Origin of the sequence: Paracoccus tibetensis (assembly GCF_900102505.1) — a bacterium.
Taxonomy (GTDB): Bacteria; Pseudomonadota; Alphaproteobacteria; order Rhodobacterales; family Rhodobacteraceae; genus Paracoccus; species Paracoccus tibetensis.
This window is the reverse complement of record NZ_FMVT01000007.1, coordinates 77,241-90,126: the sequence shown is the minus strand read 5'-3', so window position 1 is coordinate 90,126 and position 12,886 is coordinate 77,241. Positions and strand designations below refer to the sequence as shown.

General features: G+C 69.3%; 13 protein-coding genes. 11 read left to right on the top strand and 2 right to left on the bottom strand.

Annotation, left to right across the window (positions count from 1 at the left end):
* The first annotated feature begins 198 nt into the window (after positions 1 to 198).
* From BLP73_RS11220 to BLP73_RS11200, 5 genes are all read left to right on the top strand, one after another.
* Entirely contained in the window at positions 199 to 759 is a 561-nt protein-coding gene (locus tag BLP73_RS11220) for a P-loop NTPase family protein (protein ID WP_090744202.1), read from the top strand.
* A 67-nt stretch (positions 760 to 826) separates the two neighbouring features.
* On the top strand, positions 827 to 2,005 hold the full coding sequence (locus BLP73_RS11215; RefSeq protein ID WP_090744198.1) for a zinc-dependent alcohol dehydrogenase: 1,179 nt from the start codon (positions 827 to 829) through the stop codon (positions 2,003 to 2,005).
* A 126-nt stretch (positions 2,006 to 2,131) separates the two neighbouring features.
* Positions 2,132 to 2,587, top strand: coding sequence for a (2Fe-2S)-binding protein (locus tag BLP73_RS11210; protein ID WP_217630673.1), 456 nt, complete (start codon positions 2,132 to 2,134; stop codon positions 2,585 to 2,587).
* A complete protein-coding gene (locus BLP73_RS11205; protein WP_090744192.1) occupies positions 2,587 to 4,860 on the top strand; it encodes a xanthine dehydrogenase family protein molybdopterin-binding subunit in 2,274 nt (757 codons plus the stop codon). The genes BLP73_RS11210 and BLP73_RS11205 overlap by 1 nt, the downstream gene beginning before the upstream one ends.
* Positions 4,861 to 4,870: 10 nt before the next feature.
* Positions 4,871 to 5,287, top strand: coding sequence for a hypothetical protein (locus BLP73_RS11200; protein WP_090744187.1), 417 nt, complete (start codon positions 4,871 to 4,873; stop codon positions 5,285 to 5,287).
* A 70-nt stretch (positions 5,288 to 5,357) separates the two neighbouring features.
* Here BLP73_RS11200 and BLP73_RS11195 read toward each other — a convergent pair whose 3' ends face one another.
* Together BLP73_RS11195 and BLP73_RS11190 are read right to left on the bottom strand one after the other, a co-directional pair.
* Entirely contained in the window at positions 5,358 to 6,494 is a 1,137-nt protein-coding gene (locus BLP73_RS11195) for a Gfo/Idh/MocA family protein (protein WP_090744184.1), read from the bottom strand.
* A 10-nt stretch (positions 6,495 to 6,504) separates the two neighbouring features.
* A complete protein-coding gene (locus BLP73_RS11190; protein ID WP_090744180.1) occupies positions 6,505 to 7,206 on the bottom strand; it encodes a GntR family transcriptional regulator in 702 nt (233 codons plus the stop codon).
* A 114-nt stretch (positions 7,207 to 7,320) separates the two neighbouring features.
* Here BLP73_RS11190 and BLP73_RS11185 point away from each other — a divergent pair, with 114 nt between their 5' ends.
* From BLP73_RS11185 to dctP, 6 genes are read left to right on the top strand one after another with little or no spacing between them, the layout of a single operon-like run.
* Positions 7,321 to 8,475: an LLM class flavin-dependent oxidoreductase gene (locus tag BLP73_RS11185; RefSeq protein ID WP_090744176.1), complete on the top strand. Its 1,155-nt coding sequence runs from the start codon at positions 7,321 to 7,323 to the stop codon at positions 8,473 to 8,475.
* A gap of 3 nt (positions 8,476 to 8,478) precedes the next feature.
* A complete protein-coding gene (locus BLP73_RS11180) occupies positions 8,479 to 9,369 on the top strand; it encodes an aldo/keto reductase (RefSeq protein ID WP_090744173.1) in 891 nt (296 codons plus the stop codon).
* Positions 9,370 to 9,374: 5 nt separating this feature from the next.
* A complete protein-coding gene (locus BLP73_RS11175) occupies positions 9,375 to 9,869 on the top strand; it encodes a flavin reductase family protein (RefSeq protein WP_090744615.1) in 495 nt (164 codons plus the stop codon).
* Between the two features lie 51 nt (positions 9,870 to 9,920).
* Positions 9,921 to 10,523 carry a TRAP transporter small permease gene (locus tag BLP73_RS11170; RefSeq protein WP_090744170.1) on the top strand — a complete coding sequence of 201 codons (603 nt, stop codon included), beginning with the start codon at positions 9,921 to 9,923 and terminating at the stop codon, positions 10,521 to 10,523.
* A complete protein-coding gene (locus tag BLP73_RS11165) occupies positions 10,523 to 11,812 on the top strand; it encodes a TRAP transporter large permease (protein ID WP_090744167.1) in 1,290 nt (429 codons plus the stop codon). Before BLP73_RS11170 ends, BLP73_RS11165 begins: the two co-directional genes overlap by 1 nt.
* 26 nt (positions 11,813 to 11,838) lie before the next feature.
* Complete coding sequence (dctP, locus tag BLP73_RS11160; RefSeq protein ID WP_090744163.1) at positions 11,839 to 12,885, top strand: TRAP transporter substrate-binding protein DctP; 1,047 nt, start codon at positions 11,839 to 11,841, stop codon at positions 12,883 to 12,885.
* The last annotated feature ends 1 nt before the right edge of the window (position 12,886 follow it).

Genomic DNA, 12,886 nt, shown 5'->3' with positions numbered 1-12,886 from the left:
GGTGATTCGCGAACGGCTGATCCGCCGCGGGTCACGGCGGGTCGCAGGGCGCAAATGCCACCTCAGGTCGCGCAGGATTCCGGCAGCCAACCCGCCCGGTTGCGGCATCAGGCCGATCCACGCCGCTGCGACGCGACGCGCCTTGAAGCTCCTCGGCACGCTCGCCAGTCTGTTCCGGCTCGTAAGGAGGTTGATGCGGTGACGGTGGTGCGGCGGGTGATGATCCTGGGAGGTTCGGCCTCGGGCAAGTCCTGGCTGGCGGAACGGCTAGGGGCGCGGGGCGGGTTGCCGGTGCACCACATGGACGCGCTCAGCTGGAAGCCCGGCTTCGTCCATCGCACCCGGTCCGAGCTGGACCGGATCACGCGCGAGATCCATTCCCGGCCCTGCTGGGTGCTGGAGGGCGGCCATTACGAGACCGGGCACGAGCGGGCGGCGCGGGCCGACGCGCTGATCTGGCTGGACCTCGGCCTCGGCACGCAGATGTGGCGGGCGGCCTGGCGCACCTGGCGCTACAGCGGCCGGGTGCGGCCCGGCCAGGGCGAAGGCTGCGTGCAGTGGTTCCGCCGCGACGTGCGGCGCGTCATCGGCTACGTCGCCAGCTCGCAACGCTTCCACCGCGCCCGCGCGCAAGAGATCGCCGCCGCCGCCCCGCCGCATCTGGCCGTCATCCGCCTGACCAGCGGGCGACAGGCGCGACGTTTCCTGGAGGCCTGCCAGGCCGCGCCGGACGGGCCGGGGCTGCTGCTGCCCGAATGAGGCGGGAACATTACCGCCCGGACCCTGTTCCCCTGCCCAACAGACATGACGAGCAGGAGCCGATCACATGCGCGCACTCACTTGGCACGGCAAGGGCGACATCCGCTACGACAAGGTTGACGATCCCACCATCGAAGAGCCCGATGACATCATCATCAAGGTGACGGCCTGCGCCATCTGCGGCTCGGACCTGCACCTGATGGACGGCTGCATGCCGACCATGGAGTCGGGCGACGTCCTCGGCCACGAAACGATGGGCGAGGTGATCGAGACCGGCGGCGCCCACAGCAAGTTCCGCAAGGGCGACCGGGTCGTGGTGCCCTTCAACATCGCCTGCGGGCAGTGCTTCTTCTGCCAGAAGCAGCTCTTCTCGCTCTGCGACCGCTCGAACCGCAACGCCGAGCAGGCGGCGGCGGTGATGGGCCACTCGCCCTCGGGGCTGTTCGGCTATTCGCACATGCTGGGCGGCTATGCGGGCGGGCAGGCCGAGTACCTGCGCGTGCCCTATGGCAGCGTCGGCCCCATCGCGGTGCCCGGCGATCTGGAGGATGAGCAGGTGCTGTTCCTCTCGGACATCCTGCCGACGGGCTGGATGGCGGCCGAGAATGCGCAGATCGAGCCGGGCGACACGGTCGCGATCTGGGGCGCGGGTCCGGTCGGGCAAATGGCGATCCTGTCCGCGTGGAAGCAGGGCGCCGGCCGCGTCATCGTCATCGACGAAGTGCCCGAGCGGCTGGTCATGGCGCAGGTCCACGGCAAGGCCGAGGTGATCGACTTCAGCCAGACCAAGGTCTACGACGCGCTGCAAGAGATGACGAACGGCCGCGGCCCGGACAGCTGCATCGACTGCGTGGGCACCGAGGCCGCCGCCGACAGCGGCATCATGGCGCGCGTCGACCGGGTGAAGCAGGCGCTCTATCTGGGCACCGACCGGCCGCATGTGCTGCGCGAGATGATCATGTGCTGCCGCAAGGGCGGCACGCTCTCGGTGCCGGGCGTCTATGTCGGGGTGATCGACAAGCTGCCCTTCGGCGCGCTGATGAACAAGGGCCTGACCGTGAAGACCGGCCAGACCCACACGCATCGCTACCTCGCGCCGCTTCTGGACATGATCGTGAAGGGCGAGCTGGATGTCAGCTTCGTCACCACCCACAATGCGCCGCTTTCCGAAGGGCCGAACCTCTACAAGACCTTCCGCGACAAGGCCGACGGCTGCATCAAGGTGGTGATGAAGCCCGGCGCGTGACACGCGCAAAATGATCCCCGGCGGCCGGGAACAACCCGGCCGTTCGCCGGTTGGCTTGGCTGCTCCTTCATCTTCGGCGGATCAGGCCAGACGCGGCACGCCGCGCCAGCAGGGGGATAGGGGCTGATGGACCTGACGGTCAATGGCGAGGCGCGGACGTTCGGGGGTGATCCCGACATGCCGCTGCTGTGGTATCTGCGCGACGAATTGGGCCTGACCGGCACCAAGTTCGGCTGCGGCGCGGCGCTCTGCGGCGCCTGCCTCGTGCATGTGGACGGCGTCCCCAGCTTCTCCTGCATCACGCCGATGGCGGTGGCCGACGGCGCCGAGGTGACCACGATCGAGGGGCTGTCCTCGGACGGCAGCCACCCCGTGCAAGTCGCGTGGCGCGAGCTGAACGTGGCGCAGTGCGGCTATTGCCAGTCCGGCCAGATGATGCAGGCCGCCGCGCTTCTGGCCGAGACGCCCGAGCCGACGGACGAGGACATCGACGCGGTGATGAGCCAGAACATCTGCCGCTGCGGCACCTACCCGCGCATCCGCGCCGCGATCAAGCGCGCCTCTGGACAGGAGGACGCGTGATGGCCTTGGAAAACATCAGCCGCCGCGCCGTCCTGATGGGCATGGGCGCCGGCGCCCTCGTTCTCGCCCTCGGCATCCCTGCCCGCGCGCAGGAAGAGGAACAGAAATTCGGCGCCGATGCCATGCCCCACGGCTGGCGCGACGACCCGCGCATCTTTGTCTCGATCTCGCCCGAGGGCGTGGTGACCGTGACCGTCCACCGCTCCGAGATGGGGCAGGGCGTGCGCACCTCAATGGCGATGGTGCTGGCCGACGAGTTGGAGGCGGACTGGGCGCAGGTCCGCGTCGCGCAGGCCCCGGGCGATGAGCCGACCTTCGGCAACCAGGACACCGACGGCTCGCGCAGCCTGCGCCACTTCTTCGGCCCGATGCGCCGCGCCGGCGCGGCCGCCCGCCAGATGCTGCGCGAGGCCGCCGCCGCAGAATGGGGCGTTCCCATGGATGAGGTCACCGCCGAAAATCACGTCCTGCGCCATGAGGGCTCGGGTCAGGAGGCCGGCTATGGCGAGATGGCCGCCCGCGCCGCCGAGCTCGAGGTGCCCGAGCGCGAGGGGATCGTGCTGAAGACCCCTGACCAGTTCCGCTATATCGGCAAGGACGATCTCGAGCTGATCGACAACCCTGCCATCGTGATGGGCACCACGATCTACGGCATCGACGCCCGCGTCGACGGGATGCTCTATGCCGTGGTCGCCCGCCCGCCCGTCCTCGGCGGCCGCGTCGCCAGCTATGATGACAGTGCCGCGTTGGAAATCCCCGGCGTCGAGCGCGTCATCGCCATCGACTCGCCCGATCTGCCGTCCGGCTTCCAGCCCCTCGGCGGGGTCGCGGTGGTGGCGACCAATACCTGGGCCGCCATGCGCGGCCGCGACGCGCTGCAGATCGAATGGGAGGACGGCGAGCACGGCAGCTATGACAGCGAGGCCTACCGCGCTACGCTGGAAGAGGCCGCCCGCAGCACCGACGGCGCCGTCATCCGCAACCAGGGCGACGCTTTGGCCGCACTGGCCGAAGCGCCGCGCCGGTTCGAGGCGGAATACTACATCCCCCACCTGGCCCAAGCCCCGATGGAGCCGCCGATGGCCCTTGCCCGGGTCGAGAACGGCCGCGCCGAGATCTGGGCCTGCGTCCAGGCGCCCCAGGTCACCCGCGTGCGCGTCGCCGAGAAGCTTGGCCTTCAGCCCGAGGATGTGACGGTCAACGTCACCCTCCTCGGCGGCGGCTTCGGCCGCAAGTCCAAGCCCGACTTCGTGCTGGAAGCCGCGGTCCTGGCGCAGGAAATGGGCCAACCCGTGAAGATGGTCTGGACGCGCGAGGACGACCTGCATCACAGCTTCTTCCACACCGTCTCGGTCGAGCGGCTCGAGGCGGGGCTGGACGAAAACGGCCGGTGCACCGCCTGGCTGCACCGCACCGCCGCGCCCACCATCGGCTCGATCTTCGCGCCCGATCCTGGCCAGAAGCTGCCCTTCGAGCTGGGGATGGGCCTGACCAACATGCCGCTCGACATCCCCAACGTGCGGGCGGAAAACCCGCAGGCGCAGGCCCATGCGCGGATCGGCTGGTACCGCTCGGTCTCGAACATTCCCCATGCCTTCGCCATCCAGTCCTTCATCGACGAGCTGGCGCGTGAGGCGGGGCGGGACCCGCGCGACTACCTTCTCGAGGTGATCGGCCCCGCCCGCGAGGTCGATCTGGCCGAGCAGGGCGACGTCTGGAACTACGGCGAAGATCCCGGCCGCTACCCCCTCGACACCGGCCGCCTGCGCCGCGTGATCGAGACCGCGACCGAGGCCGCGAACTGGGGCCGCGAGATGCCGGAACGCACCGGCCTCGGCGTCGCGGCCCATTACAGCTTCGTCTCCTATGTCGCCGTCGTGGCCGAGGTTGAGGTCTCCGACACCGGCGAGGTCCGCATCCCCCGCGTCGACATCGCCATCGATTGCGGCCCGCATGTGAACCCCGACCGCATCCGCTCGCAGATGGAGGGCGCGGTCATCATGGGCACGGGCCAGGCGCTGACGACGCAGATCACCTTTGCGGAGGGGCGCGTCCAGCAGGACAATTTCGACAGCTATGTCGTCCCGCGCATGGACACGTCCCCGCGCGAGATCCACGTCCATCTCGTCGGCGGCGAGGACCCGGACCAGCCGCTCGGCGGCGTGGGCGAGCCCGGCCTGCCGCCGGTCATGCCCGCCATCACCAACGCCATCTTCGCCGCCACCGGCCAGCGCATCCGCGCCCTGCCGGTGGGCGATCAGCTTCGCACCTGAGGGAGGAACCATGTACCGCAAGCCCATCCCCTATCTCGCCGCCGCCATGCTCGCCATGGGCAGCGGCGCCGCCTCGGCTGACTGCGCCGGCACCATCGAGGTCATGGAAGAGGCGCTGGACGAAGCCGCGCTCGCCTCGATCTCGGACAGCACCGGCGGCCAAGGCGTCGCGGCAGCCCGCGAGGCCCGCGCGATGACCGACACCGAAGCTCCGGGCGACGACGCCCCCATCGAGGGCGAGGACACCGCCGAGGCTGACGATCAGGCGGCCGGTCACGGCGCCCCGGCCGAGGCGGGCGACCGCGTCCAGCGCCTGCGCGCCGCCCTCGACGAAGCCCGCGCCCAGGACGAGGCGGCCTGCCGCGCGACCCTCGTGACCGCCATCCGCGAAGCCGTCTCGCCCGAGCTGGAACCCGCCGCCCCCTGACCCGGCACGCGGACATCCTTGGCGGGTGAACTGGTGGCAGGCCAAGGGGGCGCGGGCGCCCCCTGCTCCCTCATGCCAGAAGCTCTGCCATCTCGACCGCGCGCCCCTCGGCGATCGACAGCTGCGCCGCCAGCCCCATCAGCACGGCCCATCGGCCGTCCTCGAGGCTCACCTCGGGCCGCGTCCGCACGCCGCGCACCAGCTCCAGGAACCTCTGGTGCTGGTAGAAGGTCGAGCCGTTGTGGTCCCCTGCCTCCAGCAGCGCCGGGTCCACGGGAATCTCCAGGACGCGCGGCCCCTGCGGCTCGCGCGGCGAGACGACGACCTGCGGGACCGGCGGCGCGCCCAGTTCCTCGGGCCAGAAGCGGGTCGGACCGGGCACCAGCGCCTCGATCTTGCCGGCCGGGCCGACGGCGCTGATCTCTTCCTGGAAGCGCGAGCCCTCGGCGAACATGCACAGCTCCAGCATGGCGCGGATGCCGCCCTCGAACTCGACCATCGCGTAGCCGTGGTCGAGGATGTCCGGGGCCTCGCCGCCGGGCCGCTCGTCCTTGTGGTTCACCGCCTGCCCGCCCATCGCCATGACGCGGACCGGCGCGCGGCCTATGGCCAGGCGCATGAGGTCGAAGAAGTGGCAGCATTTCTCGACGAAGGTGCCGCCCGAATAGCGGTTGAAGCGGTTCCAGGCGCCGACCTTGTGCAGGAAGGGATAGCGGTGCTCACGGATGGTCAGCATGCGGATGCCGCCGGTCGCGGCATCCGCCATCTCCAGCAGCTTCGCGACGGGCGGCATGTAGCGGTATTCCATCGCCACCCAGACCGGCGCGGGGTAGCTGGCGGCGAAGGCGTCCAGCGCCGCCAGTTCGGACGGATCGGTGAAGAGCGGCTTTTCCACCAGAACCGGCAGCGGACGGCGCGCGGCGATGGCGGCCAGTTGCTCGACATGGCGGAAGTTGGGGCTGGCGATCAGCAGGCAGTCCAGATCGTCATCGGCCAGCAGTTCGTCGACGCTGCCGACCATCCGCGCGCCGGGCGCCAGCGCAGCCGCGCGGGCGCGCATCTCGGCGTCGGGCTCGAAGATCGCGCCGATGGCGGTGCCGGGCAGAAAGGCGATGTTCCTCAGATGCTCCTGCCCCATCATGCCGCAGCCGATGACGCCATAGGTCACGAGACGCGCATCCGCGCGGGGGTTTGCATGAACGGTCATCGACTTCCTCTCAGATGAGGCGCTGCACATAAAGCGCCCTTTCGTGGTCATACCAGGTGCGGGAAAACTCGACCGCCTCGGGGCCCTGGGCCCAGGACAGGCGCTCGATATAGGCGCAGGGCGTGCCGGGGCGGGGCGCGAACGCGTCCGGCGCCCAGTCCGGGACGGCGCTCAGGCCCACGCGGTCCTCGGCCCGAGTGATCCACAGCTTCAGCACCTGCTTGTAGGTCAGATAGAGTGAATCCTGCACCTGCGCGGGCGGGATACGGCCGGCGCCGGCGTCCAGCCAGATCTCCTCGACCGCGATGGGCACCGCGTCCAGAAAGCGCAAGCGGCGGAAGCGGGTGCCGCGCGGGCTGTCGCCGTAGGCGGGCTGGGCCGCGTCCTTCGGCAGCTCGTCCACCGACAGGATGCGCGCATTGGGCAGGCCGCCGCCGCCCTTCGCGTGCTCCAGCCGGAACATGGAATAGACCGATTCGACCGGCTGGCCCGCGCGGACGTAGTTGCCCGAGCCTTGCCGCCGTTCCAGCAGGCCCATGCCTTCCAGCGTCGCCAGCGCCTTGCGAAGGGTGCGGACGGTGGTGCCGAAATCCTCCGCCATGCTGCGCTCGGGGGGCAGGCGGGCGCCGTCGACCAGCCGGCCCGCGGCGATGTCGCGGATGATCATCTCGCTGATCTGCATGTGCAGCGGCAGCGCCCCACCGCGCTGCATCGCCCCCGCTTCCAGTCCCACGCCGATCCCTCGGAATAAAATTGATGCACCATTGATCTACATCAAGGACGCCGCTAAGCAAGAGGAAATCGCGGCCGACTCACGGAGGAGTTCATGACCGTCGTTCCCGTTAAATCGGCCGATCTGGATGCGGTCGAGGTCGCCTGGTTCTCGGCCCTCTGCTCGGACGATTACCGCTATCTGGGCGTGCCGGACGGCGCGCTGCGTTCGTCCTGGGCGCATTGCAGCGAGATCGTGAAGACCGCGGACGCCCAGGGCTTCGGCAACATCCTCTGCCCCTCCTCCTATCAGGTCGGGCAGGACACGCTGTCCTTCGTCGCCGGCTGCGCGCCGATCACGGACCGGATCAACCTGCTGGCCGCCGTGCGCTGCGGCGAGATGCAGCCGATCATGCTGGCCCGCACCATCGCGACCCTCGACCACATGCTGGAGGGGCGGCTGACGGTCAACATCATCTCCAGCGACTTCCCCGGCCAGCAGGAACCCAGCCCCTTCCGCTACCAGCGGAGCCGCGAAGTGGTCGAGATCCTCAAGCAGGCATGGACGCGGGACCGGATCGACTATCAGGGCGAGGTCTACAACTTCACCGGCCTGACGACCGACCCGGCGCGCCCCTACCAGCAGGGCGGACCGATGCTCTATTTCGGCGGCTACTCGCCCGACGCGCTGGACCTCTGCGGGCAGCACTGCGACGTCTACCTGATGTGGCCGGAAAAGACCGAGGACATCGCCGACCGGATGCGCGCCGCCAACGCCGCAGCCGAGAAATACGGGCGCACGCTGGATTACGGCTTCCGCTCCCATGTCATCGTCCGCGACACCGAGGCCGAGGCCAAGGAATATGCCCGCGAGCTGGTCAGCAAGCTGGACGACGATCAGGGCCGCCTGATCCGCGAGCGGGCGCTGGACGCAGGCTCGCTCGGCGTCAGCCGGCAGGCGCGGAACCGCGAGCTGGCGGACCTCGAGGGTTATATCGAGCCGAACCTTTGGACCGGCATCGGACGCGCGCGCTCGGGCTGCGGGGCGGCCATCGTCGGCTCGACCGACCAGGTGCTGACGAAGCTGGAAGAGCTGCGGAAGATGGGCGTGCGGGCCTTCATCCTGTCGGGCTATCCGCATATCGACGAGGCCGAGCATTTCGGCAGCCGCGTGCTGCCGCAGATGAAGACATGCCAGCTGAACCGGGTCTGGGGCCGCGTGCCCGACAGCGCCCCGGCGACTCCGCTGGCCGCAGGCGAAAGGCGCTGAGAAATGGAACGGGTCGAACTTGAGGGCGGCGTCAGCCTGTCGCGTCTGGTCTACGGGATGTGGCGGATCGGGGACGATCCCGACACCTCGCCCGCCCATGTCCAGCGCAAGATCGAGGCGTGCCTGGCGCAGGGCATCACCACGATGGACCAGGCCGACATCTATGGCGGCTACACGGCCGAGGCGATCATGGGCGAGGCGCTGCGCGCCAGCCCCGGCCTGCGCGAGCGGATCGAGATCGTCACGAAATGCGACATCGTCGCGCCGATGGGCCGCTACGCGGACGCGCCGGTGAAGCATTACGACACCTCGGCCGCCTATATCCAGGCGGCGGTGGACCAGTCGCTGAAGGATCTCGGGACCGACCGGGTCGAGCTGCTGCTGATCCACCGCCCCGACCCGCTGATGGATGCGGACGAGACGGGGGCGGCGCTGGACGCACTGGTCGCCTCGGGCAAGGTGCGGGCGGTCGGCGTGTCGAACTTCCGGCCGTGGGATGTCGAGCTGCTGCAATCCGCGATGCAGACCAAGCTGGCGACCAACCAGATCGAGATCTCCCCGGCCGCGCCCGGCGCCTTCACCAATGGCGATCTGGCATTTCACCAGCGCCGCCGCGATCCGGTCATGGCCTGGTCGCCCTTGGGCGGCGGCAGCCTGATCCGCGATCAGGGCCGGATCGGGCAGGTTCTGGACATGCTGGGCGCGCGGCATGGTGTCGATCGAGGGGCGATTGCGGTCGCCTTCCTTCTGCGCCATCCTGCGCGCATCCTGCCCGTTCTGGGCACCAACGCGCTGGACCGCATCGGCAAGATCGCCGAGGCCCTCAAGGTCGATCTGGCCCGGGCCGAGTGGTTCCAGATCTACGAGGCGGCCATCGGGCAGGAGGTCCCGTGATGCAGATGTCGGACCAGCGCAGCTTCGTTCCCGATCCCGACAACGGCCGCCTGCTGCGCGACGCCTTCGGGCGTTTCGCAACCGGCGTCACCGTGGTCACCGCCGCCAGCGATGACGGCTGCGTCGCGATCACCGCCAACAGCTTCTCGTCGGTCTCGATGGAGCCGCCGCTGGTGCTTTGGTCGCCCGCCCTCGCCAGCGCGCGCTACCCGGCCTTCGCGCGGGCCGAGCATTTCGCGATCCATGTCCTTGCCGCCGACCAGGCGAGCCTGGCCTGGGAGGTCGCGCGCAACCGCGACGCGCTTCAGGGGCTGTCCGCCAATGCCGAAGGGGTGCCGGTCCTCGACCGCTGCCTCGCGCGCTTCGATTGCAGCCGCTTCGCGCTGCACGAGGCGGGGGACCACGCCATCGTCATCGGCCGCGTCCTGCGCGCCAGCATCGGCGAGGGCGAGCCGCTGGCCTTCTTCGGCGGCCGGCAGGCCAGCATCCGCGTCAACTAGAAGAGAAGCGCCGCACGCGAGGGAGGCGGGCGGCGAGGGGGGAGGGGGCAGATGGGCTTTCTGCTGGGCGTGGTCCGGGCCCTGTCCGGACTGAACGAGACGGTGCTGAAGGCGGGCCGCGCCATCGGCATCGCGGCGCTTGCCATCATGGTCGCCGTGACCATCGTGCAGGTCTTCCAGCGCTACATCATGAACAACGCGCTCGCCTGGCCCGACGAGGCCGCGCGCTTCTGCATGCTGTGGATGACGGGCCTCATGGCGCCCACCGCCTTTCGCCGCGGCGGCTTCGTGGCCATCGACATCCTGCCGATGATGCTGCCGCCCCTGCTGGCGCGGGTGCTGAACCTGATCCTTCTGTCGCTGGCGCTGGCCGTGATGGTCGTCGCCGTGCAGATCGGCTGGCGCGAGGTCACCGGCCTCGGCGGGCGCTTCGCCAGCGCCTCGCTGTTCCTGCCGACCTCGCTGGACCTCTCGACCTGGTACCGCATCCCGCGCAGCTGGATGATGGCCTCGCTGCCCGTCGGGCTGATCCTGCTGATCTCGGTCAATATCGAGCTGATCCTGCGCAACCTGGCCGAGATTGTGGGCGCCCGCGATCTGCCGCCGATCCCGACCGGGGACGGCATGGACACCGGCGCGCGAGGGGTCGACTGATGCTGATCTGGTTCCTGCCGCTGTTCCTCGTCTTCCTGCTGATGGGCCTGCCGGTCGTCTTCGGCATGCTCGCCGCGCCCGGCATCATCCTGTGGCTGAACGGGCAGGAGCGCGACCTGACGCTGCTCTACCGCAACCTCTACAACGGCATCGACAGCTTCCCGCTGATGGCCATCCCCTTCTTCATGCTGGCGGGCGAGCTGATGAACCGCGGCGGCATCACCCTGCGCCTCGTCGAGTTCGCGCAGGCGCTGATGGGCCACCTGCGGGGCGGTCTGGCGCATGTGAACGTGCTGTCGTCCATGCTGTTCGCCGGCCTGTCCGGCTCGGCGGTGGCGGACACCTCGGCGCTTGGGTCCATGCTGGTGCCCGCGATGGAGAAGCAGGGCTACACCCGCCGCTTCGCCGCCGCGATCACGGCCGCCAGCTCGGTCATCGGGCCGATCATCCCGCCCTCGGGCATCATGATCATCTATGCCTACGTGATGGGCGAAAGCGTCGCGGCGCTGTTCCTCGCCGGCATCGTGCCCGGCATCATGGTGGGCCTGGGGCTGATGGCCGTCATCAAGGTCATGGCAGACCGCTACGACTTCCCCATCGCCTCGGCCCGCAAGAGCTGGCCCGAGCGGGGGCGCGCCAGCCTCAAGGCGTTCTGGCCGCTGCTGACGCCGGTCATCATCCTCGGCGGCATCCTCGGCGGGATCTTCACGCCGACCGAGGCCGCCGCCGTCGCCGCCGTTTACGCCATGGTCATCTCGCTCCTGGTCCTGAAGACCATGACGCTGTCCGAGCTGCCGGACGTTCTCGGCCGCGCCGCCCTGACCTCGGCGGTGGTGCTGCTGCTGGTGGGCGCGGCGATGTCCTTCAAGACCGTCGTATCCCTGTCACACGCCCCGCAGATCATGGCGGACTGGATCCTGGCCCTGACGGCGAACCCATTGCTGCTTCTGCTGCTCATCAACCTGCTCTTGTTCGTCGTCGGCATGTTCCTCGACGCCGGCCCCGCCATCATCATCCTCGCCCCGATCCTGGCGCCCGTGTTCGAGGGGATGGGCGTCGACAGCGTCCATTTCGCCATCATCATGTGCGTCAACCTGACCGTGGGGCTGGCAACGCCGCCCATGGGGCTTGTCCTCTTCGTCGCCGCCGCCGTGTCCAAGGAACGCGTGACCACCATCGCCCGCGCGATCCTGCCCTTCCTAGCCGTCGAGGTCGTGGTGATCTTCCTGATCACCTACTTCCCGGCCCTCTCCATGACCATTCCGCGCCTGACCGGCTTTGCCGACTGACGCCAAGACTTCAACAGGAGGAAAACATGCTGAAACTGTCCCTCACCCTCGCCGCCGCGCTGGCCGTCGCCGCGCCGGCCCTTGCGCAGGACTACACGATCCGCGCCGTCGCCAACTCGAACGAGGAGGACGAGGATTACGACGGCCTGCAGGTCTTCAAGTCCCATGTCGAGGCCGCCTCGAACGGCGCCATCGCCGTCGAGATCTACATGGGCACGCAGCTCTGCTCGAACGGGGCCGAGTGCCTTCAGGGCGTCGCGGACGGCTCGATCGACGTCTACATCTCGACGTTGGACGGGGCGGCTGGTCTCTTCCCCTATTTCCAGGTGCTGGACCTGCCCTACCTGATGTCGGACGACCGCGTGGCCGAGAAGGTGCTGTCGGGCGAGTTCATGCGCAGCTTGCGCGACCGGGCGCTGGCCGACAGCGGCGACACGCTGCGGCTGATGACCATCGGCAACACCGGCGGCTGGCGCAGCTATGCCAACACGCAGCGCCAGGTCAGCACGCCCGCCGACCTGCAGGGCCTGAAGATGCGGACCGTCGTCGCCGACCTGCCGCAGGAGCTGGCCCGCGCGATGGGCGCATCCCCGACGCCGATCCCGTGGCCCGAGCTGTTCACCTCGCTCCAGACCCGCGTGGTCGAGGGCACCGCGAACGGCATCACCGACATCATGTCGATGCGCTTCCCCGAGGCGGGCCTGACGCATCTGACGCTGGACCAGCACAGCTACATGGGCGCCTACTGGTGGATGTCGAACGAAAGCTTCATGGCCCTGCCGGAAGAACAGCGCCGCATCGTCGTGGACGGCTTCTACGCCCTGCAACAGGCGACCTTCGCCTCGCCCAAGCGCAAGTCGATCGCGGCCTATGAGGCCTTCGCCGCAGCCGGCGGTCAGGTCTACGTCCCGACGACCGAGGAACGCGCCGCATTTTCCGAGGCCGCGCAGCCGGTCTACGAGTGGTTCACCGGCACCGTCGATGGCGGCGAGGAGATCCTGGCCGAGTTCCGCAGCGCCGTCGAGGCCGCCGAGGCCGAGATCAACGACGAGCGCTCGCGCGACATCCAGTGAC

Bases quoted from the DNA above. Each gene is read 5' to 3' on its own strand.
- BLP73_RS11190 (WP_090744180.1), bottom strand. From the start codon at position 7,206: ATGCAGCGCGGTGGGGCGCTGCCGCTGCACATGCAGATCAGCGAGATG.
- BLP73_RS11195 (WP_090744184.1), bottom strand. From the start codon at position 6,494: ATGACCGTTCATGCAAACCCCCGCGCGGATGCGCGTCTCGTGACCTAT.
- BLP73_RS11165 (WP_090744167.1), top strand. From the start codon at position 10,523: ATGCTGATCTGGTTCCTGCCGCTGTTCCTCGTCTTCCTGCTGATGGGC.
- dctP (WP_090744163.1), top strand. From the start codon at position 11,839: ATGCTGAAACTGTCCCTCACCCTCGCCGCCGCGCTGGCCGTCGCCGCG.
- BLP73_RS11180 (WP_090744173.1), top strand. From the start codon at position 8,479: ATGGAACGGGTCGAACTTGAGGGCGGCGTCAGCCTGTCGCGTCTGGTC.
- BLP73_RS11215 (WP_090744198.1), top strand. From the start codon at position 827: ATGCGCGCACTCACTTGGCACGGCAAGGGCGACATCCGCTACGACAAG.
- BLP73_RS11205 (WP_090744192.1), top strand. From the start codon at position 2,587: ATGGCCTTGGAAAACATCAGCCGCCGCGCCGTCCTGATGGGCATGGGC.
- BLP73_RS11200 (WP_090744187.1), top strand. From the start codon at position 4,871: ATGTACCGCAAGCCCATCCCCTATCTCGCCGCCGCCATGCTCGCCATG.
- BLP73_RS11185 (WP_090744176.1), top strand. From the start codon at position 7,321: ATGACCGTCGTTCCCGTTAAATCGGCCGATCTGGATGCGGTCGAGGTC.
- BLP73_RS11170 (WP_090744170.1), top strand. From the start codon at position 9,921: ATGGGCTTTCTGCTGGGCGTGGTCCGGGCCCTGTCCGGACTGAACGAG.
- BLP73_RS11175 (WP_090744615.1), top strand. From the start codon at position 9,375: ATGTCGGACCAGCGCAGCTTCGTTCCCGATCCCGACAACGGCCGCCTG.
- BLP73_RS11210 (WP_217630673.1), top strand. From the start codon at position 2,132: ATGGACCTGACGGTCAATGGCGAGGCGCGGACGTTCGGGGGTGATCCC.